A 25,569-nucleotide genomic window follows, 5' to 3' on the forward strand; every position below is an offset into this window, starting at 1 on the left:
AATGCCCGATGCGGGATCGCGACCGTCAAATTATTCGTTCAGGTTGCTGTGCGGCGCACGTGCGAGTGTTATCGGAGGTCTTGATCGGCATTGGTTATTGTTTTAATCAATGCATCACGTTCGCTAACGTTTGCGTGCGTGCGCGTGCGCGACGACGCAAAGCTATCCGCCGGGTGCTGGAGTCGTTCGATCAGGCGCAGGTGCTGGTCGAGATCGCCGCCTTTAGCATCAACATGGAGATGCGAGGCGCAGTTATCGCCGGGTGGGCCGATGCGCTGGGCAAAATGCTGCCGAACGTGCTTTTCACTGGACGTATCGAGCGCGAAATCCGGGTTTGTGAATGCCGGAAGGACGACCAGCGATAGTCCGAACTGCGTGCCGAAGTCAGACGGCGGCAATTGCGCGGCCAATAACCATAAGATCGTGAAGCAAGTCTACGAGGGTGTGAATTTGTTATCCGTAGTTGCAGCCGTTTTCGCCAAGGCACGGATAATTTCGGCTGAAGATCGGAAACACCGCGATCGGACGTGCCTGCGCGGGCGGATTGAAGTACCACGCGGCTGTGAAGCGTTATTCGCGGGGCGTTGAAAGCAATCGCCGCGAAGTTCGAGCGGACATTGTGAACGAGGCACGCCGTTTCCAGCGGTGCAAGTGTCGGCCCCCGCTGCCTGCGGGAGCCTTTACCTCATCTCAGCCGATCACCAGCGGCGGAAGCGATTTGACGAGCTCATCGATCGCCTTGACTTGTGCCAGATACGGCTCGATCTGCGCGAGCGGCAGCGCGCTCGGGCCATCGCACAGGGCGCGGTCAGGGTCGGGATGCGCTTCGAGAAACAGTCCCGCGAGACCGAGCGCCATGCCCGCGCGTGCGAGCTCCGCGCTTTGCACGCGACGGCCGCCCGATGCCGCGCTGCCCTGTTCGCGCTGCTGGAGCGCGTGCGTGACATCGAAAATGATCGGGGCGTCGTCGCAGGTGCGTTTCATCACGCCGAAGCCCAGCATGTCGACCACGAGGTTGTCGTAACCGAAGCACGCGCCCCGGTCGCACAGAATGAGCTGATCGTTGCCTGCCTCGCGAAACTTCTCGACGATGTGCCGCATCTGCGACGGGCTCAGGAATTGTGGCTTCTTGATGTTGATGGTCTTGCCGGTTTTCGCGAGCGCCACGACAAGGTCGGTCTGACGCGCCAGGAAGGCGGGCAACTGCAGCACGTCCACGACTTGCGCGACCGACTCGGCCTGCCAGGGCTCGTGCACGTCGGTGATGACAGGCACGCCGAACTCGCTCTTGACCTTCTCGAAGATGCGCAGGCCTTCTTCGAGACCGGGGCCGCGATAAGAGTGGATCGAGGAGCGATTCGCCTTGTCGAAGCTCGCCTTGAACACGTAAGGAATGTTCAGGCGGGACGTCACCCGCACGAATTCAGCGCAGGCTTGCAGGGCGAGGTCGAGGGATTCCAGCACGTTGAGGCCGCCGAACAGCACGAAAGGCTGGTCGTTGCCAACGACGATGCGGTCTTGGATCTTGATGGTGGGCGCGGTCATGGGAGTGCGATTGAGCAAGACTTGGGTTTGACGTCTGCGATGCACGCGGGCATCGAAACGATTCGAAAACGAACTCGATCGTCGATTTTATCGCGGATGGCATCGAGGGGTAACCGGTCGGCCCGCTTGCCTGGGGTTCAGCTCCGTCGCAATCTGGTGCGTCGAACGACGACGACTGACGATACCGCTCGAGCGCCGCTCTCGAGCCGGTTCGCCGCCGCCTCGTTCGTGGCATGCAACTGCCCGGTCGCGCTCGAGGCGGAGACCTGTCGTCCGGAAGCGTCAGCGTGCCCGCTTGCGTGCCACCAGCGTTCACTGCCAGTCGATCTTGTACAGGGTTTGCCCTTCGAACGCATGCCCGGTCGCGTTCCACCCGTCTTCCCAGAGGTCATGAGGCGAGTAGAACGCCTTCACTTCGGTCTTCGTGAAACCGCGGCGATCGCACAGATTCAGCAACTGCACGAAGTCGCGGCATTCGTCGCTCGCGGACCCGGGCTCAGGCGCATTCGTCGGCATCACCACCCAGTGGATACCTTTTTCTTTCAGATAGTCGGCGGTGCGTCCCGCAAACAGATAAGGAATGAACGCCGGATCCACCAGGCCGCCGAGATCGGCGATCTTTTTGCCGCTATAGAAGCCGATTCCGCCGATGTCGAACGCCGCCACCACCTGGTCATTCGGCACATTCGCGTCCAGCCACTTGCCCATCCGGACATGAGTACCGTTGATGTGCTGAATGCCTTCGTCGGTGATCGTCGACCACTCGCGCAACGTGCCCGACGCCAGCGCGAACAGAGCCAGAATGGCCAGGAAGCTGTAATGTTTTTCCGATCCCGCAGGCCACTTCTTGCGCACTGAGATGGTTCGGCCAATTTCGAGCAGACCGAACGCCATCAACGGGAACACGAACAGCAGCACCATCGCCTGATACCGCATGCCGGTGCCGATCGCCGGAAAGAGGAAGAAATACACGCCGAGGTAAGTGACCGCCAGCACAATCAGGAACAGCGTGTGATACGCGCGAACCCGTAGCAAACGCCTTACGCCAAACACCGCCAGCAGCGTAAAGACTATCGACAACCCGAGGCGGAACACGGCGAGGAGCTTGCCTGACTTGAAATCAACAAAGCTTCCCGTGATCTGGAGCAGGGCCGAACGGATAAAGCCCAGGACGATGGCCGGCCTGAGCGGCGCCTCGCCATGAAAGTACAGCCACTTCCTGCCGCTCACCGTGACCGGAAGGAACGAGCGAGAGGTCAGATAGTTATTCAGCATGACGAATATAACTGCCACGACACAAGGCACGACAATGCCGATCAGCGGCCGCCAGCGCCTCGTGGCGAGGTACCCTCCGACCATGAATACCGGCAGGAGCGCCACCGCTTCCGGACGGGTCGCGACCGCGACCGCGAAACACAGCCCGCACATTACCGTGTGCGGCACGCCCGCAAGGGTGCGGTCCGAGAACAGAAAATGCGCGGCGAGGAAGAGGCAGGCGATGAGCAGCAAATGCTCCATGCCCGTCGCGATCAGCCAGACGAAGTTCCCGTACAACACCGGCAGCGACGCCAGCGCGACGCACTCGAGCGTCGGCAGCTTGTCGCGCTGTGCAGTCCGATACAGGACGACAAGGATCAGCGCCATGAACAGCGAATTAAGGATCAACAGGTAAAGCGGATGGCTGAGCGACGGAAACGCCAGATAGTTGATCGCGATAATCCACGGCCAGATCGCGCTCGACGAGCCAGAGGAAGCAACGCCGGGCATGAATCCGGGAATGCCGAACTCAGCCGCATGTTGGCCGACCACCTGATGGATCCACGAATCATCGAGTGGGAAGCCATTATTCTTCAACACCGGCCAGACGATTAACGCCACGGCGATAACGAAGGACGCAACCGGAATGAAAATGGCCAGATCTTCAGCCCGTACAACCGCGCGGACGGGGGTGCTATTAAGATTTTGCATGGCTTCTCGTGAAAGTGCTGCGGTTCGCGTTGTCCTTCATCGTGATGTTCAGAAGCAGCTCTTTCCTTTCAGCGTGTCAGATAGCCCGTCTTCGTCGGTTAGGGCGCCAAGCATTGAAGGCATCGGACAACTTCTCTTCGAATCACGCCCGTGGGGTCAATGAAGCCGGTCCGGTTCCGTTGAAGCTTGCGTTCTGGAGCGTGAAATCTGGCTGAGCGTAGAGACGGGCAATAGCATCCAGCTCGGCGTCCTGAATCTGACGACAGCCGAATAGATCCACAGATAGACGCTCATGGACGCTATTGCCGATAACGCGAGCACGTACGGCGAGTTCCAGAAGAACGTCGCGGGCACGATCGTGATGAGGCTCAGCAGCCACAGATAGACCGAGCTGATCGAGTTGCGCCGCGTCGCGTGCTGCTCGTCATTGAATGAAATGCCCTTGCGCGCGATGCGCTTGTAGATGAGCGTATGCAGATGCAACGCATCGGGCGCATCGACGGCGCGGCCGCGCACGAAGCGGCGGCGATAGATCGAGAACAGCGTCTCGAAGGCCGGGTACAGCGCGACGACCGCATAGAACGCGCTGACATTCGGATGACGCGCGATCAGCAGCACCACGAGCTCGGCCATCATGAAGCCGATGAAGTACGCACCGCCATCGCCCAGGAACACGAGCCCCGAAGGATAGTTCCACACGACGAAGCCGCCGATCGCCCCGATCATCGCGAAGGCCACGCTCGCGACGAGCCAGTCGTTCACGCTGACCGCGACGTAGCCGATCGAGGCGAAGATCAGAATGGCGACGACCGAAGCGAGACCGTTGAGCCCGTCGATGATGTTCATCGCGTTGGTGACCCCGGCCACCGCGATCATCGTGAACAGCACTCCGACCGGCAGGAACGCGAGCGCGAAGTCGACGGCCGGCAGATCCACGCGATCGATCACTGCGCCCATCACGAAGCAGCCGGCGAGCGCCGCGCCGAGCGCGCACAACAGACGCATGCGCGGCGTCACGCGCTTGGTGAGATCTTCAGCCAGTCCGCCGATGAAAGCGGGCGTGGCGCAACCCAATAACAAGAATGCTTTGTATGTCGGCGATGTATGAAGGACGGCGGACGTAGCGAAAGTGATGGCGGTGCCGCAGAAGATTGCGAGACCACCTACACGGGGAACCACACTTTGATGCATCTTCTGTACGGCATGAAGATCCAGGTCTAGAGAAAAGCGTGCATAGGTCCCCGCGTACCGGACCACTAGCCACGTCACGAGAAACGTGGATGTGAAGCCCACAGCGATATGAATCATCTTGCTTCTCCGGGAGCTTGCGACAGCAGGACGAGCGGTGCGTGAATACGTGATCACAACCCGATCGCGCCATTGCAATCGTTGAGAGACGCGAGAAAGCCAAAATCTAATAGATGTTCACTAATATGGAGAATGAGGCCAGGGAAACGACGTCCGGACCGGTATCCTAATAAACTAAACGTCGGCATTCCAGAACTTTTTCCATAAGGAGTCGAAGACTCGCATCGAGTCATGCTCCGTATGATCGTCTGATTTATATAGCAATTGCTTTAAAAAAACGCTGAAGCGCCTTCCTTGCAATGCTCCTGGCGGCGCGCCTGGCCTAGACAGGCTGCGCTTCGACTGCGATCGAGCGAACGCCTCGCAGGTCGTAGTCGATCGTGAGTCGGCGCCATGCGTCGGCCTCCGAACGTTCGTCCTTGATGATGTGAGCGGCAATGCCCGCCAGGTGATAGTCGATGACAAAGATGTAGTCGCAAGGCACTGCTTCTGCAATCGTCGGAAGTCGAGCGTGATCCATGGCGAGTTCCTCGGTTTGATTGGTGCCGTCCTGGACAGACGAAAATCGTCTGTCGATTTCCTTGGATTCGACTGCGCCATCCCTGCTCATAGTGGTGCGGGCAGAGGAGTCGGCGATTATGTGCTTCGCAAGCGATTGGGGATATCGAAAGGCAGATTGCGTCGTGGTTCCGTTGAATGAACCATTGGCTCGACAATGATGGCGCTGATTGTCCGCGCCGACTTGTTCTCTGTGTGCAACCGCACAGAGAATTCAAGCCAGCATAACCGTTGGCGTTGCCCAATTCAAGGCGAATCGCCTTTTAGGAATTCGAAATGATGTTTGGGGATCGAGCGCGGCGCACAGAACGTGATTTACGTCGTCGCTTTGCATGCAGGAGCGGACGAGAGGGCTGTCGAAGACTCGTCGATACTCAACTCGAGTTTTCCGTCGGACGTATGCACGAGGAAGGTTCCGACGGCCAGTCCCCCCGGCCCGGGCATGCGTCCCGTCCTCAGGTCGAAGCGCAGGCCGTGCGCCGGACAGCGCAGCATGCAGCCGTCGAGTTGCCCGCTGGCGAGCGACGCGCCGTTGTGAGGACACGAGTTGTCGATCGCATGAATAGTGCCTTCGATGTTGAAAAGCACGATGCTGCGGCCATCGACGAAGACGAGCTTGCGCTGGCCGGGTAAGAGTTCGTCGACGGTTCCGACTGGTATGCGGCGTGACATGCAGCGTTCCTTTAGTGGCGAGCCGTGAGCATCATGGCTTCGAAGATCGCGCCGGGAGAATGGGCGCCGGACAGCGTGTAGCGAGTATCGAACACGAAATGCGGAACGCCGCTCACGCCCTCTTCAATGTAAGGCGCCGCGCGCCCCGCCGGATCCGACATGCGCTTCGATTCCGCCAGATGATTCACGAGGCCTTCATGCTCGAGGCCGCACTCGAGCCCGAGTCGCTCCAGTACCTTCCGGTCGCCGATGTTCAAGCCCTCCATGAAGTAGGCGTCGAACATGCGTTCGATCAGCCGGTCGCGCCGGGCCTCGTCGCCGCGGCGGGCCGCATAGGCCACGAGGTCGTGCGCGGCGGCCGTATTGGGCATCACTTCTATCCGCTCGAACGCGAAGACGATTCCGGCGTCGATTCCTGCGCGTCGGACCTGCTCACGTCTTGCCGCCACGGCCTCATGACTGCCCAGACGGTCGAGATAGAACGCCTGGTAGGGCATGCCTTCGAGCGGCGTATAGGGAAGCAACTGATGGGAGCGCCATAGGACTTTGAGTCGAACGTCCGGCCGCAAGCTGGCGAAGCGCGTGATGGCCGCCTCCAGATTGCGCTTGCCGATCAGGCACCACGGGCAAATGAAATCGAAGAAGACTTCGATCGTCATGGTGCGGCGCTCGCCGATTTCGCGGCCCGTCGCCTCGACATAGCGGAGTTCAGATGAGTCCACGGATCAGCGCCTCCGCCATCGGCCATTCACCGTAGCCCGCGGCGGGATTCAGGTGGCCCACTTCGCCGAGATCGACGAGACCGCTGCCCCAGTCCTGCGCCATCTGCTGAACGCGCTCGAAGCTCGCCAGCGGATCGTTGCGGCTCGCGCCGACGATGCTCGGGAACGGCAGGGGCTTGCGAGGAATCGGATGCCAGCCGTTGTCTGCGAGCGCGTCGAAGGTCGGATAGCCTTCCGGCAGCGGTGTTTCGAGATCGACGGGCGCGGCCAGCAGCGCACCCTGAATCTTGCGATCGTGCTGCCGCGCCCATTGAACGGTGATCATGACGCCCGCGCTGTGCGCGACGAGAATCACCGGACCATCGATTTTCGCGAGGGCTGCGTCGAGCGCGGCGACGCGAGCGGCGCAACTGAGCTTGTCGTGTTCGAGCGGCGGCACCGAGGCCGCGTTGGGCAGTTTCTGCTGCAACAGAGTCTGCCAATGCTCGGCGACATGGTCGCGCAAACCCGGGACGATGAGTATGGTGGGTGTCTTATCGAAAGTCATGACAATCGTTCTTTGGGTGATCAGGTAGCGGCGTCAGATCAGCGCGAGGCCTCTTCGCGCAGGGCGGCCACGCGGTCCAGGTCGCTTGTATAGTGGCGCTTGCCGATGGCGAACACGATCGCGGCGAGAAGCGGCGCGAAAGGCACCAGTTGCAGCGCGCCCAGCAGCCCGATCCTGTCGGCGACGATGCCCGTGAGGATCGCGGCAGGTGCGAGACCCAGCAGGTTGTTGGCGAGCGTCAGCGTGGCGAAAGCGGAAGCGTGGATGGACGGCGGCGTGAGGTTCGCGACCATGGCGCCCGAAGGTCCGGTTGCGCCTGCGCTGAAAAACATGCCGGCGCCGATCAGCGCGAGCTGCAAGGGTCCAGCCGGCATGCGGAAGGCAAGCAGGAGAAACGTGAAGCAGGCGAGGCAAAAGACAATCGCGGTGAGCCACTTCCTGTCGCGCGCGTTTCTGCTGATACGGTCGGTCAGACTGCCGCACACCACCATGCCAAGACCCGTCACCAGCACGAACACCGCGGCGCCGACTGCGGCCTTGCCCGGAGCCATGCCGTAGTAGCGGTTCAGAAAACTCGGCAGCCATGCCCACAGCGCGGCGGGCACCAGCAGATGGAAGCCGCTGCCCACGTAGGCGCATACGATCGATCGTGTCGAAAAGAGGCCCTTCATCAGCGCGCGGAAGCTCATGCGCATGCCGAGGCTCGCCGTCTTTGCGCTATCGCTCGAAGGCTGCAGCGGTGCGAGCCGCTTTTCGGTGACGACCGTGCGATACACGATCACCAGCACGATGCCGAGCGCCGCCATCGCGCCGAACGCCGAGCGCCAGCCGAGTTGCGCGGCAACGGCGCCGCCGATCGCCATGCCCATGACCGAGCCGAACGCGCCGCCCGCCATGAAGGCCGCCGTGAGCGTCGCGCGCAGACGTGCCGGAAAAATGCTGAGCACTACCGCGATGCCGACGCTGCCGTAAGCCGCCTCGCCGATGCCGACGAAAGCGCGCGCGAGCAGCATCTCGCCGTAGTTGGTCGAGATCGCGCAGCCGAGTGTCGCGAGACTCCACATCGCGGCCATCAGGATGATGCTCTTCACGCGGCCCCAGCGATCGGCGAGTACCGAGAGCGGGAAGGTGAGCACGCCGACCATGAGCGCGACCACGCTGCTGAGCGAACCCAGTTGCGTGTCGGAGAGTCCCCAGGTCAGCTTGAGCAACGGAAATACTGCATTCAATACCTGCCGCGACATGTAGTCGGAGAGCAGCAGCCCGACTGTCAGCGCGAACACGACCCAGGCATAGGCGCGCACGTCGCCTTTTGTTTTAGAAACTTCGCCCGTAGCGGGCTCGGCATGCTGCATGAGCATGAAATGTCTCCTTCATGAATCTCGTCAATGGCTCGCCTTGCGTGAACGAATGATCGTTCGTCTATTCTTGTGGTTTGCGCGAGGCGAGTCGGGCCAGTCAGTTCATGCGGCCGGTCAGGCGGCGCGCAAGGGCAGGTTCTTCACGCCGGCGTTGCGGTTCGGCGCCATGCCGTTGGCGGCAAGCGTCTCGTCCGCGGTTTCGTACTGCACGCCGATACGGTAGATCTCGCGCGCTTCCTTGCCGCTGGCGATCTCGCGTCCCAGTTCGCGCGCCACGCGCACGCACTGCTCGATCTGCTGCACCGAGGTGAAGCGGTTGCCGTGCTGGTCGATGATCGTGTCCTCGATGCCGCAGCGCGGATGCAGACCCATCGACATCGCCATCATGTTGAACGGCAGCACGTTCTTCAGGAGCGACTCGGCCGTGAGCGTGCAGCCGTCCGGAGCACGGTGAACGAAGTTGAAGAAGTTGAACGGGTTCGGGCCGTCGAAGCCGCCGCCGATGCCGATCCACGTCAGGTTGAGCGGTCCCTTGTACACGCCCTTGCGCACCATGCGCTCAAGGGTTTCGAGTGCATGAATGCCGGTCAGCTGGAAGTGCGGCTGAATGCCCGACGCCTGCAGACGGCGCAGATGCTCCTCGACCCATGCGGGGCCGGCGGGAACCGTCATTTCGCTGTAGGCCGCCATGAACGCCGGATTGGACAGCGAGGTGCCCGCCAGATACTCGGGATAGAGCAACTCCATGATGTTCATCTGCGTCGTGTTGATCGCGACGGTGACCTGGTCCGGCTTCGGATCGAGATCGGCGAGCATGTGACGGGTGTCGTCGGAGAGCCACTTGGCCGCCTGGCCGTCGTCTTCCGGCGCGAACGAGATCGAGCCGCCGACCTGGATGATCATGTCGGGAACGGCTTTGCGAACGCCTGCGATCAGCTCGTTGAACTTCGACAGGCGCTTGGAACCCTTGCCGTCGAGTTCGCGCACATGCAGGTGCAGGACCGTCGCGCCGGCGTTGTAGCAGTCGACGGCCTTCTGGATTTGTTGTTCCATCGTTACCGGAATGTCTTCCGGGAAATCTTCCGGCATCCATTCGGGCCCGTAGGGCGCAACGGTGATAACGACTTTGTCCTGGTTCTCGGGGTGCAGCGAATCGTCGAGGAATTGCATGAGAGGCTCCGGTGAGGAAAGGGCACTGATCGGTTCGCGGTTCAGGCACGCGTCGTGATCGTCGAAGGGCTCGCTCGATGATTTGTCGTTTGCCCTTGGTTGATACGTATCCTATTGCTCAGGCGGTGCGCGCGCCCCTCTCTTGGTGAGAGGGGTGCAGGGTTAAATATCAGATGAATTGGAGGTGACCAGATGAACAGGCTTGCCGATATGACCGCAGCGGTGACCGGACGCGCGCTGGCGCTGCTTCTGACGGTTCTCGCGCTATCCGCCGTGTGCGCCGACGCCTACTGCCAGGAACCCGCGGATGCGGGAGGCAGCGACGCAGCGCGCCTGCACGCCAAGTACCAAAGCCTGGCGCAGCAGCTCAGCCACAACGCGTTTCACCGCGAGCTGTACCTGGAGTCGGCGGAAACCGGTTCCTCGCTCAAGGGCGACGTCTATGCCGTGGTCGACTATCCGTTCGCCACGGTCAACGGCGCGCTCAACGATCCGGCGCAGGGCCCCGCCAACTGGTGCGACGTGCTGATCCTGCACCTGAACACCAAGTATTGCCGTCCGTCGACGAGTGGCGGCGGCACCCAGCTCATCGTGAACGTGGGCAGAAAGGTCGAAGAAAAGCTTTCCTCCACTTATCGCGTGGAATTCAATTACAAATCAGTCGCAACCAGCGCGACGTACTTTCAGGTCGACCTCGACGCCGACACGGGACCGATGAGCACCAAGAATTACCGCATCGTGCTGGAGGCCACGCCGATCGGGCCCGCACGCACCTTTCTGCATCTGACCTATTCGTATGGATACGGCATGGCGGGGCGCATCGCGATGAAGACGTATCTCGGGACCATCGGCAGCGACAAGGTGGGCTTCACCATGGCGAAAGACGCATCGGGCGGGCAGCCGGAGTACATCGGCGGAGTCCGCGGACTCGTGGAGCGCAATACGATGCGCTACTACCTTGCGATCGACTCTTATTTGCAGGCGCTGTCGAGCCCGCCCGCGAAGCGCCTCGATCAGCGCCTCGACACCTGGTTCGACGCCACCGAGAAGTTTCCGCGCCAGTTGCACGAAGTCGACCGGGACGAGTATCTGACAATGAAACACAACGAATACAAGCGCCAGCAGACCGCGCAATGACATCGCTCTCCGTATCAACCCTCACCCTCCCGCCGCGAGAGGGGTTCGGCTCGTAACGTTTATGTAGTCTTGCATTGGTGATGCGCCGTGTGCCCGTGCCCGCTTCCTCTGACGACAGCGTGTGCCCGCCACCGGCCGACGCATCGCGTGGTCGTCGCGTCTCTGCGCGGTGTCCCACGCTGGAGCAGGGGAGACAAACGGGCCGTTCGAGGGAGACGTTTTGCATATCGCAGAAGATTCCCGAATCGAATGCATGAATGCAATTTCAAAGATATGGATAGCTAATGAAACTAAAAGCAACCAGCGCCGCGGCACTGATCGGTATGACTTCCGTCGCCGCGCACGCACAATCCTCGGTGACGCTTTATGGTGTCGTCGATTCGGGGTTCCTTTATCAGAGCACCGCGGCGGCTTCTTTCGCGCCCAATGCGCCCAATCTCGGGAAGGTGTACCGATTCAAGGACGGCGGCATTTATTCGAGCGGCTGGGGCATCAAGGGCAGCGAGGATATCGGCGGCGGATATAAGATCAACTTCAAGCTGCAAAGTGCCTTCGACAGCGGCACCGGCAAAGCCGGCCTCTCCGACACGCCGGGCGTCACCGCGGCATTCAACCAGTACGCGACGGTCGGCGTCTCGGGTCCGTTCGGCAAGTTCGACGCGGGCCGTCAGATCGTGCCGATGATCTGGGCGATGTACGACACCGACGTGCGCGGCGCGCAATACTTCGGCAGCATCCTGACCGCATGGCTCGGCATGAACCAGGCGGGGGGCTGGCCCGGCACGAGCACAAACGGCTCGATCGGCGCGCTGTACGACAGCAACGCGCTGGTGTACGAGTCGCCCAAGTTCTATGGCGCATCGGTCGCGCTGGAATATGCGCCGGGCGGCGTCCCAGGACATTTTCAAGGCGGCACGCGCGAGTCGGCGGTGCTCAAATATTCGAACTACGGGCTGAACCTGGCCGCGGCTTACTACAACGGCCACGACGCGAATCCGTTTCCCGCGACGTATCCCGCCACGCCCGCGATCCCGGCCACCGGCCAGGACAACAACCGATTTCTCTACGTCGGCGCCCAGTACACGTTTTATGGTTTCTCCGTGTCAGGATCCTACGGCCACGGCAAGAATCCGGCGAACAGCAGCCGTGCCGATATCGATATGTATTCAGCTGGTCTCGGCTATCGATTCACCCCCGCTCTGAAGGTGACTTCCGGCTTCTATTACCTGAAGGACAACAACAACTCGAACAACCATTCGAGCGAGTTCGCGGTGGGAGCGGAGTACGGCTTCTCCAAGCGCACGACGGCGTATGCGCAGGTTGGTCACGTCAGCAACAACGGCACCATGAACCAGACCATCGTGTACGGGCAGCCGGTCGCGCCGGGCGAATCGACGACCGCCGCGATGATCGGCGTGCGGCACAACTTCTGACGGGGCGCGCAATGCGCGCGGACCACAACGACAGGAATTACGAATGAACGCAAAAAATACACTCAAGCTGGCATGCGGGGCGCTGCTCGTTCTGGCATGCGGATATAGCTGGTCCCAGTCGGGCGCCGCGAGCGCGGCCTCGGGCGGCGCATCGGCTTCGGCCGCGCCAGCGCAGTCGAACCGCACCCTGCGCCGGGCCGTCTATGCCGCGTTTGCGAAGGACAAGTCGATCGATGCCGGCGATGTCGGCGTGAGCGCGAAGAACGGCGCCGTGACGCTCACGGGCACCGTCGACCGCGCCGATCAGATCGACAAGGCCGCCACGCTCGCCAAAGGCGTTCCCGGGGTCGTTTCGGTGCAGAACAAACTCACCGTGAAGCGGGCCTTCAGCCAGTAACGGCAACTGCAACCATCGCATCGACCAGATGCCGCGCAAAGCGGATCTGGTCGATTGCGCTGCCTCATCCGTTGAGGTCATCGTCCTTGTAGTACTTGGTTCCTTTCGCCGTGAGCTCCACTGCCAGGCCTTTGTCGGTGAGTTGATATAGCCAGACTCCCGGTCCCACCGCTATCGCCCCTTCGTAGGAACTGCCTTTTTCATTTGCCTTGGCCGCCGCCGTTGCCTGTCCGCCAAAGGTCCATCCGGACGCGATGAAATCGTTCAGTCCGCTGGCGTTCTCGAATACCCAGACCTGCCGGAACTTCTTGACGCCGAAGCCCAGGCCAGCCTGAATTTCAGCCATCTTCATGTAGGTCACTGCCTTCGTCTTGTTATTGACGGCGACGCCCTTGCCCGTGCCGCTGCCGGCCAGCAGAATCTTCATGCCAAAGTTGCTGAACGCGGCGTAGCCCGCCGCCGACTGCACCGCCTTGCGTGCGGACGGTTGCGCCTTGAACAGCGCGTCGAGCGCGCTCCGGGCGGCGGCTTGCACCTCCGCCTGCTCTTCCTTCTTGCTCGCGCCGAAAGCGATGCGCGGCAATGCGAGCGCAGCGGTCAGAGTCATTACCACCGTCCGACGATTCATGATCGGCTCCTTTGCGAAGCAGCTTCGCAGAGACAGCGTGTCGAGGGAAGTCAACGGCGCATCGATCTGGAATATAGGCAGTAAACGCGCAATTTTCCACGAAGCGTTGCGAGCGGCGTACGCTTCGTGGAAAACCCGCCTGAACTCGGCAACCGATCAGGCGATGGCGACGGCATGAAGCCGCGCGCGGACACCATCCGCGCGCGGCTTCCATCCGACGATCAACGCACCGGCTTAGAACTGATCTTCGGCGAGCGCGAGCATGCCCTGATCGCTCTTCGCGCTGACGATCGACGCTTCCAGCGCGACGGCCTGCGGCAGTAGATGATCGGCGTAGAAGTGCGCGGTCGCGATCTTCGCGCCGTAGAACGCGGGATCGTCGGCGCGTTTCGTGTGCGCGACGATCAGAGCGCGCGCCATCTGCCAGCCCGACAGCACGATGCCCGCGAGCTTCAGGTACGCGACACTGCCTGCGAAGACGGCTTTCGGGTCTTCCTTGGCGTTGTGCAACATGAACTCGACGGTGTTCGCGAGCGCGGCGCGCCCGGCCTGGAGCCGTCGATGCATCGCGTCGAATGCCGCGCCGTCATGCCGCTCGAGCGCGGCGAGCGTTTCGTCGATCTGCGCGAGGATCGCGCGGGCCGTCGCGCCGCCGTCGCGAAGCGTCTTGCGGCCGATCAGGTCGTTGGCCTGAATCGCGGTCGTGCCTTCGTAGATCGTGAGGATGCGGGCATCGCGAAAGTGCTGGGCCGCGCCCGTTTCTTCGATGAAGCCCATGCCCCCGTGCACCTGCACGCCGAGGCTCGTGACGTCGATCGACATCTCCGTGCTCCAGCCCTTCACGATCGGCACGAGGAACTCGTAGATGGCCGCGTGTTTCGCGCGCATGCCGGCGTCCGCTGCATGATGCGCGATGTCCGAATGAGCCGCCGCGACGTAAGCGAGTGCGCGGGCGCCCTCGGTCAGGGCGCGCATCGTCGCGAGCATGCGTCGCACATCCGGATGATGAATGATGGCGACGGACTGTTTCTCGGAACCGTCGACCGGCCGGCTCTGCACGCGATCCTTCGCATAGGCGGCGGCCTGCTGATAGGCGCGATCGGAGACCGCGATGCCCTGCACGCCCACTGCGAATCGCGCGGCATTCATCATGATGAACATGTACTCGACGCCGCGATTCTCCTCGCCGATCAGATAGCCGATCGCGCCGCCATGATCGCCGTATTGCAGCACGGCGGTCGGGCTCGCCTTGATGCCCAGCTTGTGCTCGATCGACACGCAATGCACGTCGTTACGCGCGCCCAGGGAGCCGTCTTCGTTCACGAGGAACTTCGGCACGAGAAAGAGCGAGATGCCCTTGACGCCATCGGGCGCGCCCGGCGTGCGGGCCAGCACCAGATGGACGATGTTCTCCGCCATGTCGTGCTCGCCGTAGGTGATGAAGATCTTCGTGCCGAACACCTTGTAGGTGCCGTCGCCCTGCGCTTCGGCGCGCGTGCGCACGAGCGCGAGATCGGAACCGGCCTGCGGCTCCGTCAGGTTCATGGTGCCGGTCCATTCGCCCGAAATGAGCCTGGGCAGATAACGTTGCTTGAGTTCGTCGGAACCGGCCGTGAGCAGCGCTTCGATCGCGCCGTCGGTGAGGAGCGGGCAAAGCGCGAAGGACATGTTCGCGGCGTTCAGCATCTCGATGCACGGCGTCGCGATCAGCTTCGGCAAGCCTTGCCCGCCGAATTCGACCGGATGCACCACGCCTTGCCAGCCGCCTTCGCCGTACTGGCGGAAGGCTTCCTTGAAACCGGGCGTCGTGGTGACAACGCCCTCGCGCCACTCGCTCGGGCGCTTGTCGCCCTCGACGTTGAGCGGCGCCAGAACCTGGCCGTTGAATTTCGCGGCTTCGTCCAGCACGGCCTGCGCCGTTTCGAGCGTGGCGTCCTCGCAGCCCGGCAGCGTCGAAATGCCCGCCACGTCGGCGAGTTCGTCGATCACGAACAACATGTCTTTCAGCGGTGCGGTGTAACTCAATTTGACTCTCCGGATGAATGTGTCCGAGCGCGACTGCAGCCGGGATGTCGAAGAGGCCACCGGTGATCGAACTCGATGTAAGGGGGCTTGCTGCAATGAAAGTGCGCCCGAGTCGCATCGTAGGGCGGAGCGATCCGGCACGCGCCTCCCGCAGCGGGAGGGGGGCGCCTTCGCTTGCGACTTTCGTCATGGACGAATCGGCTGAAATCCGGCGCGCGGCGCGATGGGCGGCGCAACACACAGTGCGCAAAGTCCTCTTGAACTGGCTTCAGTTTCATCTACAACTCAGAAGGGCACGCGTCACGCGGACCGGACCAAGAACAGGAAAAACCAAAAGACGATGAAAAAGCCAACGGGGTGCTTCATCGCGGTCGTCGGCGCTGTTCTCCTTGCCTTGCTGACATGGCCTATGGCCGTTCTTCCGGCTGGCTCGGAAACGCTCGCGCACGTCAAGGCTAGAGGCGTTCTGCGCTGCGGAGTCAGTGAGGGCATCGCCGGTTTTTCGCAGCAGGACGCATCCGGGCGCTGGTCCGGCATCGACGCCGATTTCTGCCGCGCGGTGGCCGCCGCGACGCTCGGCGATCCGGAGAAGGTCGCTTTCGTTCCGCTCAGGGCATCGGCGCGCTTTCCCGCGCTCAGGACGGGCCGCATCGATCTGCTCGCGCGCAACACCACCTGGACGCTGCTTCGCGAAGGCACGCTCGGCGTGCAGTTCGCGGGCGTGCTCTTCTACGACGCGCAGGCCTTCATGGTGCCCGCCAAAAGCGGCGTGCGCGCGCTGTCGGCGCTCAAGGGCGCGACGGTCTGCGTTCAACGCGAGACCTCCAGCCAGGACAACCTGATCGGTTACTCGAAGGCGAACGCGCTTGATCTGAAGCCGGTCGTGGTCGCATCGGTGGCGGAGCTGGAGCAGGCGTTCCTGTCCGGCCGATGCAGCGCGTCGACGGCTGACGCGTCCCTGCTCGCCGCATTGCGCCACCGTGCGCCCGACGGCGCGGCTACGCTCGCGATCCTGCCCGAGCGCATCTCGAAGCAGCCGCAGGCCCCGGCCGTGCGCGACGACGACACCGCCTGGCTCGTCATCGTGCGCTGGGTGCTCTATACGCTGATCACCGCCGAAGAGCTCGGCGTGACGCGCGCAAACCAGGCGGAACAGGTTCGCGATCCGGTCGTGACGCGCGCGCTCGTGCCGGACGCGGCTGTTTCCGCGACGCTCGGCATCGAGCCCGGCTGGACGCTGCGGGCGCTTTCGAGCGCGGGCAACTACGGCGAAATGTTCGGGCGCAATCTCGGCGCGGCAAGTCCGCTCGGAATGGAGCGCGGGCTCAACGATCTCTATACGCGCGGCGGCCTGATGTACGCGCCGCCGATGCAATAGCGCGCGGACCCATCATGAGCGACTGGCAAATCTATCTCGTGGTCGGCGTGTTCGCCGTGGTGATCCTCGTGATCGCCTTCGATCTGATCGACATGGCCGTGGCCGCGCTCGTCGGCGCGAGCGTGCTGATCGCGCTGCGCATCCTCGACGAACAGGACCTGATCGCCACCGCGCGAACCTCGGCGGGGCCGATCAGCCTGCTGTTCGGCGGCATGGTCGTCGCGCGGATTCTCTCGACCACCGGTCTGTTCGATCTCGTCGGCGACTACTATCTCAGGGCCACGGGCGGCAGCGGCAAGCGTTTCCTGCTTCTGCTGATCCTGATCGTGGCGCCGCTATGCGCGCTGCTTCCCAATGCGACGACCGTGGTCCTGCTCGCGCCGATCATCATTCGCGTCGCGCGCGCGCTCGACATCGACATCGTGCCGCCGATGATCCTCACCGCCGTGCTCAGCAACGCCGCCGGCCTGCTGACGCTCGTGGGCGACCCGGCGACGTTTCTCGTGGGCAGCTCGATCGGCATGAGCTTCGGGGAGTATCTGCGGCGTGCGAGTCTCGGCGGCGTGCTGGCGATCGCCGTGATCATTCCGCTCCTGCCGGTGCTGATGCGCGACATCTGGCGCAGCGCGAAGCCTTTGCCGCCGCGCGGCCCCAGCGTGAAGCTCAAGCGCCCTGTGTATGCCGGGCTCGCCATCGTCGTGCTCGCGCTGATGATGGTCCTCTTCGTGCTCGGCGAGGAGCTGCCGACGCGCATCGTGCCGCCCGTCGTCGCGGTGATCGCCAGCGCGCTCGCCTTGCTCGTCGCATACGCGTTCAAGGTCGAGCCGACCGATCGCGTGCTGCGCGATGTCGACTGGAAGACGCTGCTGTTTCTCGCGTGCATTTTCTGTCTCGTGCAGGGCATGGCGAAGACGGGCCTCCTGCAGGTGATGTCGCTCAAGCTTTACGAGGTGTTCGGCACGCGTCTCACGCTCGTCGCGCTCGCGATGATCTGCGGCATCGGCCTTCTGTCGTCGCTGCTCGCCAACGTGCCGGTCGCGGCTGCATCCATCGTGATGGTCAAGGGCTATCTCGTCACCGCCGAGTTCGTTCCGGAGGCGGCGTTGTCGGACCAGTTCACGCAGTGGCCCGACGCGGTGATCCCCGTGTTCATCGGCATGATGTACGGCGCGACGCTGGGCGGCAACGCGACGCTGGTCGGTTCGGCGGCCAATATCGTCGCCGCGGGCATCTGCTCGCAGGAAGGCGCGCCGGTCAGCTTCGGCCGGTTCCTGCGCTATGGCCTGCCGTTCACGGTGTGCCAGTTGCTGGTGACGGCGCTTTATGTCCTCGCGCTGGGGCGCATGCTTCATTGACGATATCCGCGTTGTATTTGTCTCCATGTCGTCTAAATTCGAGTGATGCGCGGCGGCCGGTTCGCGCGGGATTTCGTCTGCGCATTGCGAGGAGAAGCCATGGAATGCACGGAGATTTATGCGGGCCCGGAAGGACACTCTTTGTTCAGAACCATAAGCGTGTTCGAAGTGGCTGAAGTGTTGTTCAACGGGGTCGCGGTGTCGCTCTCGTTGCCGCAACCATGCGAAAGCGTGCTCGTGCATGAGTTCGATGACAGCTATTGCCTCGGCTGGCATAACCCGCCATCGCGGCAGTACGTGGTCGTGCTCGAAGGCGAACTCGAAATCTCCGTGCAAGGGACGAATGCGGTCCAGCGTTTCGCGGCGGGCTCGATGTTCCTTGCGGGAGATATGCAGGGCACCGGACACCAGACACGCGCGATCCGTGCAGGCCGCGCTCTGGTCCTCAACGTGCAGAGGTGAGGCCATGCTACTGATGGACAAGCTGGCGGTCGTGACCGGCGGGAGCAGTGGCATAGGCTTCGCCGCCGCGGAACGATTCACGTCCGAGGGCGCGCGCGTGGTGATCAGCGGGCGCAATGCCGAAAAGCTCGAACATGCCGCACAGAAGCTCGGCGCCAATGCATTGCCCGTGATCGCCGATGCGTCGAGCGCCGCGGACATGCATCGACTGTATGAGACCGCGGTCGGCCATTTTCAGTGCAACGTCGATGTCGTGGTCGCCAACGCCGGGATTTCCCGGCAAACGCCGGTGCGCGATACGCCGCTCGAACAATTCTCCGAGGTGCTCGCGATCAACGTAGGCGGGGTATACGCAACGGTGCGCGAGGCGCTGCCGTTTCTCGCAAGACCTGCATCGATCGTTCTGGTGGCTTCGCTCGCCGCCAGTCAGGGGACGAAGCATTTCTCCGCGTACTGTGCGTCGAAGGCGGCGGTCGTTTCGCTCGCAAAGAGCTTCGCGGCCGAGTTCGTCGATCTCGATATCCGCGTCAACAGCATTTCCCCGGGCGTCGCGAATACGCCAATCTTCGATTCATTGGGCATGTCGGAGGCGCAACTGCTCGAATGGGCCAGGGTCATTCCGATGAAGCGGCCAGCCGATCCGGTCGAGATCGCGACGGCGATTCTGTTTCTTGCCTCGGAGGCGTCGCGCTACATGACCGGCGCCGATCTAGCGGTCGACGGCGGCATGTCGGGCATCAGTCCTTTTTGAACATTCCCTGCGAGCGATAACCTCAGGGAATCGCGCCATAAGCGAATTTCAATAGACGGCTATCACGGTTTTCTCCAGACTCTGCAGCGACGGACTCGGGTTCCCGGTCCGCCCTCGACAAGAGCGCGCTCACGCGCAAAAAAGGAGGAGACACAAGCCATGCCGCATCGCCCAAGAGTTACCCGGTCGGTTCTCGCGCTCATGTGCGCGATGTCGTTCATCATGTACCTCGATCGCGTCAATCTTTCCGCCGCCGCGGGACTGATTCGCGACGACCTGCATCTTTCCAATACCGATGTCGGCTTCGTGTTCGGCGCCTTCGCCTACACGTATGCGATCTGCCAGGTGATCGGCGGATGGTTCAGCGATCGCGTCGGCGCGAAGACCACGCTCGTGCTGTGCGCGACGATCTGGATCATCGCGACGGTCGCGACCGGCTTCGCGGGCGGCGTGGCGTCGCTGTTCTGCGCGCGCATGCTGCTCGGCATCGGCGAAGGCGCCGCATTGCCCGCGCAGGCGCGCGCGCTCGTCAACTGGTATCCGGCGAGCAAGCGCGGCTTCGTGCAAGGGCTCACGCATTCGTTTTCGCGTCTCGGCAACGCCCTCACGCCGCCGCTGATCGCGATCCTCGTGGCGGTTGCTTCGTGGCGCGCGTCGTTCCTGCTGGTCGGCGCGCTCACCGCCGTCTGGCTCGTGTTTTACGCCTGGTACTTCAGGGACGACCCGCGCAAGCATCCGCATATCACGGCGGAGGAAGTGGCCGAATTGCCGCCTGAAACGACGGCCTCGGCAAAGAAGACGCGCGAGCCGACGCCGTGGGGCCGCCTCATCCGGCGCATCGGTCCGACCATGATGGTCTACTTCTGCTACGGCTGGACCGGCTGGCTGTTCTTCACGTGGCTGCCCACGTTCTTCATGCACGGACGCGGCCTCGATCTCAAGAGCTCGGCGCTGTTCTCGGCGGGCGTGTTTCTTTCGGGCGTGGTGGGCAACACGGCGGGCGGCGTGCTGTCGGATCGCATTCTCAAGCGCACGGGCGACGTGGTCGCCGCGCGCCGCAACATGATCATCATCGCGTTTCTGGGCGCGCTGGTGTTTCTCGCCCCGGTGATGATCGTGCACTCGCTGCCCGTCATGGCCGCGTCGCTGAGCCTGTCGTTCTTCTTCCTCGAGATGACGATCGGGCCGATCTGGGCCGTGCCGATGGACATCACGCCGAAGCACGTGGGCATCGCGAGCGGACTCGTGAACGCCGGTTCCGCTGTGGCGGGCATCTTCTCGCCGATCGCCTTCGGCTTCATCGTCGATCGCACGGGGAACTGGACGCTGCCGTTCGCCGGATCGCTGGGTTTGCTGGCGCTGGGTATCGTGATGACGTTCTTCATGCGTCCAGATATCAAGCTGGATCGCGACGTGCAGCAAGAACCGGCTTCGGTCGGACAGGGCTTGGAGCTCGCCGAGCAGCGCGACTGAAGCGGATGAACGAACGAGGCCGCCTTCGTGAAAGAAGGCGGCCTCTTCGTTTTCAGGCGGCGCGAATCGCCTCGATCACCAGTTGCGTCGCCGGACTGATGCGCCGGTTCTTGCGCAGAATGAGCCCATAAGGCGCGAGCCGGCCACGCAAGGACGTGGAGAGCGACGCAATCGTGCCGAGCGCCGCATAGTAATCCGCCACGGACGATGGCAGCACCGCCAGCATGTCCGAATCCCGCAACAGCGAGAGCGTCGTGAGAATCGACGAAGTCTCCACGGTGCTCGCGGGCGGCGCCACGCGCGACTCCCTGAAAGTCTGGTCGATGACCTCGCGCATCGGGCTGGGAGCCGGCTGCATGATCCACGCGAACTTCGCGATCTCCGCGAGTTTCGGCCGGCCCGCGATCGATAGCGCCGGATGATCCGGCCGCGCGACGATGGAAAGCGCCTCCTCCGACAAGGTCTCGAAGCTCAGGTCCAGCGCGGGAAAGCCATACGGTATGCGTCCGACCACGACATCGAGCTGATCCTGCTGCAAGGCCTGCACGAGCACGTCGCTGGTATCGATCTGCACGCTGATCTGCAAGCGCGGATGCGCCTCCTTCAATTGCACGATCACATGTGTCAGCAGGTCCGGCGCGGGCGCCATGACCGCGCCGATACGCACCTTGCCGATATCGCCCGCCTCGATCGCGGCGAGCTCCTCGCGGAGTTCGTCCAGGTCCTCGAACATCACGCGCGCATAGCGCATGACCGCCTCGCCGTAGACAGTCGGCTCCATGCCGCGCGCATGCCGCACGAACAGCGATACGCCGATGGTGTCTTCCAGCTCCTTGAGCGCCTTGGTGGCCGCCGGCTGGGTCATCGCGAGTTCATCGGCGGCGCTGCGCAGCGATTCGGTTTCGGAGAGAGCGAGCATGAGTTGCAGATGGCGCAGGCGGAGTCGTTTCCGGATAGTCGAAGCGGGCGCAATCATTTCTTGTCGTCGTGAGCGATAACCATAGGAAATAGGGCGATGCGAAATATTCAGTGGTCAGTTATCGCGGAGTTTCGCACACTAGCGTCACCCGAAACAGCCGCGCAAACCCTCGACCTGCGCGGCGCCAATCGATCGAACGGAGACAACCAAGATGAAGATCAAGCACGTCCGCGCACGCGTTTTCGAATGGAAAGGCAAGGTCGTGCCGCCGCAATCGCACTTCTGCACGAACGCGGTGGACATCCTCTACGAACGCGGCGACGCGATGGGCTCGTTCCGCTTTCACGGCTGGCTCGTGGTGGAGATCGAATGCGACGACGGCACCGTGGGCATCGGCAATTGCGCGCTCGCGCCGCGCGTGGCCAAGCAGATCGTCGATGAATATCTCGCGCCCATCTGCATCGGCGAAGACCCGTTCGACTACGAATACCTGTGGCAGAAGATGTACCGGCGCACGCTGGCGTGGGGCCGCAAGGGCATCGGCATGGCGGCGATCTCGGCAATGGACATCGCCATCTGGGACATCATGGGCAAGGCCGTGAAGAAGCCGGTGTTCAAGCTGCTCGGCGGCCGCACGAAAGAGAAGATCTGGTGCTATGCGTCGAAGCTCTATAACAACGACGACCGCGACGCCTTTCTCGCGGAAGCGCATGGTTATCTCGACCAGGGCTTCACCGCGATGAAGATGCGTTTCGGCTATGGCCCGAAGGACGGCCCGAAGGGCATGGCGAAGAACCTCGAACAAGTGCGCCTGCTGCGCGAACTCGTGGGCGACGAGGTGGACATCATGCTCGAATGCTACATGGGCTGGACGCTCGAATACGCGCGCCGCATGCTGCCGCGCCTCGCCGAATTCAATCCGCGCTGGCTGGAAGAACCGGTGATCGGCGACGACGTGGAAGGCTATCAGGAGCTCAAGAAGATGAACATCCTGCCCATCTCGGGCGGCGAGCACGAGTTCACCGTGTATGGCTTCAAGGACCTGCTCGAACGGCGCGCGGTGGACGTCATCCAGTACGACACGAATCGCGTGGGCGGCATTACGGCGGCGCGCAAGATCAATGCGATGGCCGAGGCTTGGTCGGTGCCCGTCATTCCGCACGCGGGGCAGATGCATAACTATCACCTGACCATGGCCTCGACCGCGAGCCCGATGTCCGAGTTCTTCCCGGTGTTCGACGTCGAAGTGGGCAACGAGCTTTTCTACTACATCTTCGAGGGCGAGCCGCAACCGGAGAACGGCTATCTGCAACTGTCCGACGAGACGCCGGGTCTCGGCATCACGCTGTCGGACAAGCATCTGAAGGACTTCGACATCGTCGAATGATCCTTGCGACAAGGGCCGATGCAGCCCGCGAAACAGGAGACGGACATGGAAAGCGCCCGTGCGGCAACGCATGATCAGGCAACGGCACAGCGCGCGAGCAGCGTGCGCTGGCGCATCTTCGGCGTAGTGTTCCTCATCACGCTGATCAACTTGGTGGACCGCATCTCGCTGTCGATCGCGATGCCCACCATCGCGAAGGAGTTCGCCCTCTCGCCCACGATGCAGGGGCTCATCCTGTCCAGTTTCTTCTGGTCGTATGCGCTGTTGCAGATTCCGGGGGGCTGGCTGATCGACCGCTTCGGGGCGCGCAAGGTGGTCGCCGGCGCAACGTTGCTGTGGGGCCTGTTTCAGACGCTGATGGGCGCGGCGACCGGCGGCCTCTCGATGCTCGTCATGCGCGTCGGGCTGGGCGCCGCCGAAGCGCCGCTATTTCCTGCGGGCAGCAAGCTCAATGCGTTATGGCTCTCGAAGAAGGAACGCGCGCGCGGCGCGGTGCTGATGGATGCGGGATCGCCGCTGGGCGCGGCGATCGGCGGTCTCGCGATCTCCAACCTGATCCTGATGTTCGGCTCGTGGCGCACGGCGTTCGTCGTCGCGGGTCTCGCGACCATCGCGTGCGGCTGGCTGGCGTGGCGCTATCTGCGCGACGATCCCGCGAAGCATCCGAGCGTCAACGCGGCGGAACTCGACCATATCCGCGACGGCGCGCCCGCGCAGGCGAGCGCCGCGGTTCAGGCGAGCGCGCACATGCAGGACGCGCCCTTGCCGTTGCGCTCCACGGTTGCAATGTGCGTAGGCCGCATGGCCTGGGCAATGATCTTCTTCGGCTTGCTGACCTGGGGCCCGAGCTATCTGACGCAAGCGCGCGGCTTGAGCCTGTCGCAGATCGGCGCGGCCACTTTCTTCATCTTCCTGGCGGGCGCGTGCGGCTCGTTGACGGGCGGCTTTCTGTGCGACGCGTTGTGCTCCTGGGGCTTCGCGCGCGGCAAGGTCGTGAAGAGCATGATCGCGGTATCGGGTCTGGCGACGCTCGCCGTGTTCGCCGCGCTGCCGGGCATTTCATCGCCCGTGACGGCCATCGCGGTGCTGTGCGCGGCGGCGTTCGTGCTGCTGTGGGGCAGCCTCTACTGGAGCCTGCCGTCGCTGCTCGCGAGCCCGGGGCGAGTCGGCCTGCTCGGCGCGTGCATGAATTGCGCGGGCAGCGTCGGCGGCATTTCGATTCCGCTCATCACCGGATTCATTCTTCAACGCACCGGCTCTTTCGACGCGGTGCTGGACTTTTACAGCGCATGCGCGCTGGTGTATATCTTCGGAACGCTCGCTATCGACCTGCGCCGCACGCGCTGATATTTAGAAAAGGCAAATTACGATGAAACCCCGTATTGCAGTCCTGCTCGGCGACCCTGCCGGCATCGGTCCCGAACTCATCGCGCGTCTGCTCGCGCGGCCCGAAAATCGCACGCGTGCCGATCTGCTCATCATCGGTGACAGGCGCGAGCTGGAAAAAGGCATGGAAATCGCGCAACAGCGCTTCGACTACACCGTGGTCGAGAACGAAGCCGATGCGAAGCGCGATACCGATGTCCCCGCGCTGATCGATTTCCGCCTGCCCGACGAAGCGCCCTATGAGCGCGCCGTATCGACGGAACGCGGCGGCCGCTACAGCCTCGAGGCGTTCAAGAAAGCGCTCGCCCTGACGCAGGACAAGCGCACCCACGCGATGATGTTCGCGCCGGTCAACAAGACCTCGCTGCATCTGGCGGGCATGGAGACGAGCGACGAGATGGAATGGTTCGCGCGCCAGCTCGATTACAGCGGCGCGTTCTGCGAGTTCAACGTGCTCGACGAACTGTGGACTTCGCGCGTCACCTCGCACATGGCGCTCAAGGACGTGAGCGCGCGGCTTTCGGAGCAGCGCATCATCGGCGCGATCCGCCTGATCGACGACGGTCTGAAGCGCGCGGGAATCGCCGCCCCGCGCATCGCGGTATGCGGCTTCAATCCGCATAACGGCGACAATGGCGCGTTCGGCCGCGAGGAGCTGGACGTGATCGCGCCCGCCGTCGAAAAAGCGCGCTCGCTCGGCTACGACGCACAGGGCCCGTTCCCCGCGGATACGATCTTCGTGCGCGCGCGCGATCAGAAAGCGTTCGATGGCGTGGTCACGATGTACCACGATCAAGGTCAGATCGCGATGAAGCTGATGGGCTTCTGGCGCGGCGTGACGGTTCACGGCGGCCTGCCGGTGCCGATCACCACGCCCGCGCACGGCACCGCGTTCGATATCCACGGTCAGGGCAAGGCCGACGTGGGCGCGACGCAAAAGGCTTTCGACATCGCGTTGCGCATGGCGCAGGACCGCCTGGGCTGACG

Annotated in this window: 24 protein-coding genes; 11 read left to right on the top strand and 13 right to left on the bottom strand. The window is 62.9% G+C overall.

Annotated features, from left to right (window positions below; all coding sequences use genetic code 11):
* Positions 1 to 68: 68 nt before the first annotated feature.
* The 10 genes from AWB79_RS39445 to AWB79_RS11615 form a co-directional block, all read right to left on the bottom strand.
* Complete coding sequence (locus tag AWB79_RS39445; protein WP_157695752.1) at positions 69 to 410, bottom strand: hypothetical protein; 342 nt, start codon at positions 408 to 410, stop codon at positions 69 to 71.
* 280 nt (positions 411 to 690) lie between these two features.
* The gene (gene kdsA, locus AWB79_RS11575) at positions 691 to 1,545 is read right to left on the bottom strand and encodes a 3-deoxy-8-phosphooctulonate synthase (protein WP_061167546.1); all 855 of its coding nucleotides are present in this window, start codon (positions 1,543 to 1,545) and stop codon (positions 691 to 693) included.
* Between the two features lie 312 nt (positions 1,546 to 1,857).
* Positions 1,858 to 3,513 (bottom strand): DUF8728 domain-containing protein, encoded by a 1,656-nt coding sequence (locus AWB79_RS11580; RefSeq protein ID WP_157695753.1) that lies wholly within the window; start codon positions 3,511 to 3,513, stop codon positions 1,858 to 1,860.
* 156 nt (positions 3,514 to 3,669) lie between these two features.
* Positions 3,670 to 4,593 (bottom strand): MraY family glycosyltransferase, encoded by a 924-nt coding sequence (locus AWB79_RS11585; RefSeq protein WP_232470881.1) that lies wholly within the window; start codon positions 4,591 to 4,593, stop codon positions 3,670 to 3,672.
* A 550-nt stretch (positions 4,594 to 5,143) separates the two neighbouring features.
* Positions 5,144 to 5,431 (bottom strand): hypothetical protein, encoded by a 288-nt coding sequence (locus AWB79_RS11590; RefSeq protein ID WP_061167549.1) that lies wholly within the window; start codon positions 5,429 to 5,431, stop codon positions 5,144 to 5,146.
* A 263-nt stretch (positions 5,432 to 5,694) separates the two neighbouring features.
* Positions 5,695 to 6,051 carry a Rieske (2Fe-2S) protein gene (locus AWB79_RS11595; protein WP_061167550.1) on the bottom strand — a complete coding sequence of 119 codons (357 nt, stop codon included), beginning with the start codon at positions 6,049 to 6,051 and terminating at the stop codon, positions 5,695 to 5,697.
* 11 nt (positions 6,052 to 6,062) lie between these two features.
* On the bottom strand, positions 6,063 to 6,773 hold the full coding sequence (locus tag AWB79_RS11600; RefSeq protein ID WP_063963477.1) for a DsbA family oxidoreductase: 711 nt from the start codon (positions 6,771 to 6,773) through the stop codon (positions 6,063 to 6,065).
* Positions 6,760 to 7,320 (bottom strand): RBBP9/YdeN family alpha/beta hydrolase, encoded by a 561-nt coding sequence (locus tag AWB79_RS11605; RefSeq protein ID WP_061167551.1) that lies wholly within the window; start codon positions 7,318 to 7,320, stop codon positions 6,760 to 6,762. The genes AWB79_RS11600 and AWB79_RS11605 overlap by 14 nt, the downstream gene beginning before the upstream one ends.
* 38 nt (positions 7,321 to 7,358) lie before the next feature.
* A complete protein-coding gene (locus AWB79_RS11610) occupies positions 7,359 to 8,681 on the bottom strand; it encodes an MFS transporter (RefSeq protein WP_061167552.1) in 1,323 nt (440 codons plus the stop codon).
* A 114-nt stretch (positions 8,682 to 8,795) separates the two neighbouring features.
* Positions 8,796 to 9,851 (bottom strand): beta-keto acid cleavage family enzyme, encoded by a 1,056-nt coding sequence (locus AWB79_RS11615; RefSeq protein ID WP_061167553.1) that lies wholly within the window; start codon positions 9,849 to 9,851, stop codon positions 8,796 to 8,798.
* A 192-nt stretch (positions 9,852 to 10,043) separates the two neighbouring features.
* Here AWB79_RS11615 and AWB79_RS11620 point away from each other — a divergent pair, with 192 nt between their 5' ends.
* From AWB79_RS11620 to AWB79_RS11630, 3 genes are all read left to right on the top strand, one after another.
* Positions 10,044 to 10,988, top strand: coding sequence for a hypothetical protein (locus tag AWB79_RS11620; protein WP_061167554.1), 945 nt, complete (start codon positions 10,044 to 10,046; stop codon positions 10,986 to 10,988).
* Positions 10,989 to 11,272: 284 nt separating this feature from the next.
* Positions 11,273 to 12,421 (top strand): porin, encoded by a 1,149-nt coding sequence (locus AWB79_RS11625; protein WP_061167555.1) that lies wholly within the window; start codon positions 11,273 to 11,275, stop codon positions 12,419 to 12,421.
* 43 nt (positions 12,422 to 12,464) lie between these two features.
* Entirely contained in the window at positions 12,465 to 12,818 is a 354-nt protein-coding gene (locus AWB79_RS11630) for a BON domain-containing protein (RefSeq protein ID WP_061167556.1), read from the top strand.
* A 64-nt stretch (positions 12,819 to 12,882) separates the two neighbouring features.
* On the opposite strand, the gene AWB79_RS11635 is transcribed toward AWB79_RS11630, so the two are convergent.
* Together AWB79_RS11635 and AWB79_RS11645 are read right to left on the bottom strand one after the other, a co-directional pair.
* A complete protein-coding gene (locus AWB79_RS11635; protein ID WP_198399008.1) occupies positions 12,883 to 13,500 on the bottom strand; it encodes a lipid-binding SYLF domain-containing protein in 618 nt (205 codons plus the stop codon).
* A gap of 180 nt (positions 13,501 to 13,680) precedes the next feature.
* Positions 13,681 to 15,471: an acyl-CoA dehydrogenase C-terminal domain-containing protein gene (locus AWB79_RS11645; protein WP_061167557.1), complete on the bottom strand. Its 1,791-nt coding sequence runs from the start codon at positions 15,469 to 15,471 to the stop codon at positions 13,681 to 13,683.
* Between the two features lie 340 nt (positions 15,472 to 15,811).
* Here AWB79_RS11645 and AWB79_RS11650 point away from each other — a divergent pair, with 340 nt between their 5' ends.
* From AWB79_RS11650 to AWB79_RS11670, 5 genes are all read left to right on the top strand, one after another.
* A complete protein-coding gene (locus AWB79_RS11650) occupies positions 15,812 to 16,849 on the top strand; it encodes an amino acid ABC transporter substrate-binding protein (RefSeq protein WP_061167558.1) in 1,038 nt (345 codons plus the stop codon).
* 14 nt (positions 16,850 to 16,863) lie between these two features.
* Positions 16,864 to 18,204, top strand: coding sequence for an ArsB/NhaD family transporter (locus AWB79_RS11655; RefSeq protein ID WP_061167559.1), 1,341 nt, complete (start codon positions 16,864 to 16,866; stop codon positions 18,202 to 18,204).
* A 141-nt stretch (positions 18,205 to 18,345) separates the two neighbouring features.
* Positions 18,346 to 18,666, top strand: coding sequence for a cupin domain-containing protein (locus tag AWB79_RS11660; protein ID WP_332459662.1), 321 nt, complete (start codon positions 18,346 to 18,348; stop codon positions 18,664 to 18,666).
* Between the two features lie 4 nt (positions 18,667 to 18,670).
* Positions 18,671 to 19,417, top strand: coding sequence for an SDR family NAD(P)-dependent oxidoreductase (locus AWB79_RS11665; protein ID WP_061167560.1), 747 nt, complete (start codon positions 18,671 to 18,673; stop codon positions 19,415 to 19,417).
* 159 nt (positions 19,418 to 19,576) lie between these two features.
* A complete protein-coding gene (locus tag AWB79_RS11670; RefSeq protein ID WP_061167561.1) occupies positions 19,577 to 20,890 on the top strand; it encodes an MFS transporter in 1,314 nt (437 codons plus the stop codon).
* A gap of 52 nt (positions 20,891 to 20,942) precedes the next feature.
* Here the strand turns inward: AWB79_RS11670 and AWB79_RS11675 are convergent, their stop codons facing one another.
* The gene (locus tag AWB79_RS11675) at positions 20,943 to 21,866 is read right to left on the bottom strand and encodes a LysR family transcriptional regulator (RefSeq protein WP_061167562.1); all 924 of its coding nucleotides are present in this window, start codon (positions 21,864 to 21,866) and stop codon (positions 20,943 to 20,945) included.
* 154 nt (positions 21,867 to 22,020) lie between these two features.
* Between AWB79_RS11675 and AWB79_RS11680 the strand changes: the two genes are divergently transcribed.
* From AWB79_RS11680 to AWB79_RS11690, 3 genes are read left to right on the top strand one after another with little or no spacing between them, the layout of a single operon-like run.
* The gene (locus AWB79_RS11680) at positions 22,021 to 23,196 is read left to right on the top strand and encodes an L-rhamnonate dehydratase (RefSeq protein ID WP_061167563.1); all 1,176 of its coding nucleotides are present in this window, start codon (positions 22,021 to 22,023) and stop codon (positions 23,194 to 23,196) included.
* Between the two features lie 45 nt (positions 23,197 to 23,241).
* Positions 23,242 to 24,543, top strand: a complete 1,302-nt coding sequence (locus tag AWB79_RS11685; RefSeq protein WP_061167605.1) for an MFS transporter — start codon at positions 23,242 to 23,244, stop codon at positions 24,541 to 24,543.
* A gap of 22 nt (positions 24,544 to 24,565) precedes the next feature.
* On the top strand, positions 24,566 to 25,567 hold the full coding sequence (locus tag AWB79_RS11690) for a 4-hydroxythreonine-4-phosphate dehydrogenase PdxA (protein WP_061167564.1): 1,002 nt from the start codon (positions 24,566 to 24,568) through the stop codon (positions 25,565 to 25,567).
* Positions 25,568 to 25,569 lie beyond the last annotated feature (2 nt).

It is taken from the genome of Caballeronia hypogeia (assembly GCF_001544875.2).
Classification (GTDB): domain Bacteria; phylum Pseudomonadota; class Gammaproteobacteria; order Burkholderiales; family Burkholderiaceae; genus Caballeronia; species Caballeronia hypogeia.

Coding starts and splice junctions, on each gene's coding strand:
- AWB79_RS11650 (WP_061167558.1), top strand. CDS start 15,812: ATGAAAAAGCCAACGGGGTGCTTCATCGCGGTCGTCGGCGCTGTTCTC.
- AWB79_RS11615 (WP_061167553.1), bottom strand. CDS start 9,851: ATGCAATTCCTCGACGATTCGCTGCACCCCGAGAACCAGGACAAAGTC.
- AWB79_RS11665 (WP_061167560.1), top strand. CDS start 18,671: ATGCTACTGATGGACAAGCTGGCGGTCGTGACCGGCGGGAGCAGTGGC.
- AWB79_RS11625 (WP_061167555.1), top strand. CDS start 11,273: ATGAAACTAAAAGCAACCAGCGCCGCGGCACTGATCGGTATGACTTCC.
- AWB79_RS11590 (WP_061167549.1), bottom strand. CDS start 5,431: ATGAGCAGGGATGGCGCAGTCGAATCCAAGGAAATCGACAGACGATTT.
- AWB79_RS11655 (WP_061167559.1), top strand. CDS start 16,864: ATGAGCGACTGGCAAATCTATCTCGTGGTCGGCGTGTTCGCCGTGGTG.
- AWB79_RS11595 (WP_061167550.1), bottom strand. CDS start 6,051: ATGTCACGCCGCATACCAGTCGGAACCGTCGACGAACTCTTACCCGGC.
- AWB79_RS11690 (WP_061167564.1), top strand. CDS start 24,566: ATGAAACCCCGTATTGCAGTCCTGCTCGGCGACCCTGCCGGCATCGGT.
- AWB79_RS11610 (WP_061167552.1), bottom strand. CDS start 8,681: ATGCTCATGCAGCATGCCGAGCCCGCTACGGGCGAAGTTTCTAAAACA.
- AWB79_RS11630 (WP_061167556.1), top strand. CDS start 12,465: ATGAACGCAAAAAATACACTCAAGCTGGCATGCGGGGCGCTGCTCGTT.
- AWB79_RS11685 (WP_061167605.1), top strand. CDS start 23,242: ATGGAAAGCGCCCGTGCGGCAACGCATGATCAGGCAACGGCACAGCGC.
- AWB79_RS11675 (WP_061167562.1), bottom strand. CDS start 21,866: ATGATTGCGCCCGCTTCGACTATCCGGAAACGACTCCGCCTGCGCCAT.
- AWB79_RS11680 (WP_061167563.1), top strand. CDS start 22,021: ATGAAGATCAAGCACGTCCGCGCACGCGTTTTCGAATGGAAAGGCAAG.
- AWB79_RS11605 (WP_061167551.1), bottom strand. CDS start 7,320: ATGACTTTCGATAAGACACCCACCATACTCATCGTCCCGGGTTTGCGC.
- AWB79_RS11580 (WP_157695753.1), bottom strand. CDS start 3,513: ATGCAAAATCTTAATAGCACCCCCGTCCGCGCGGTTGTACGGGCTGAA.
- kdsA (WP_061167546.1), bottom strand. CDS start 1,545: ATGACCGCGCCCACCATCAAGATCCAAGACCGCATCGTCGTTGGCAAC.
- AWB79_RS11670 (WP_061167561.1), top strand. CDS start 19,577: ATGCCGCATCGCCCAAGAGTTACCCGGTCGGTTCTCGCGCTCATGTGC.
- AWB79_RS11620 (WP_061167554.1), top strand. CDS start 10,044: ATGAACAGGCTTGCCGATATGACCGCAGCGGTGACCGGACGCGCGCTG.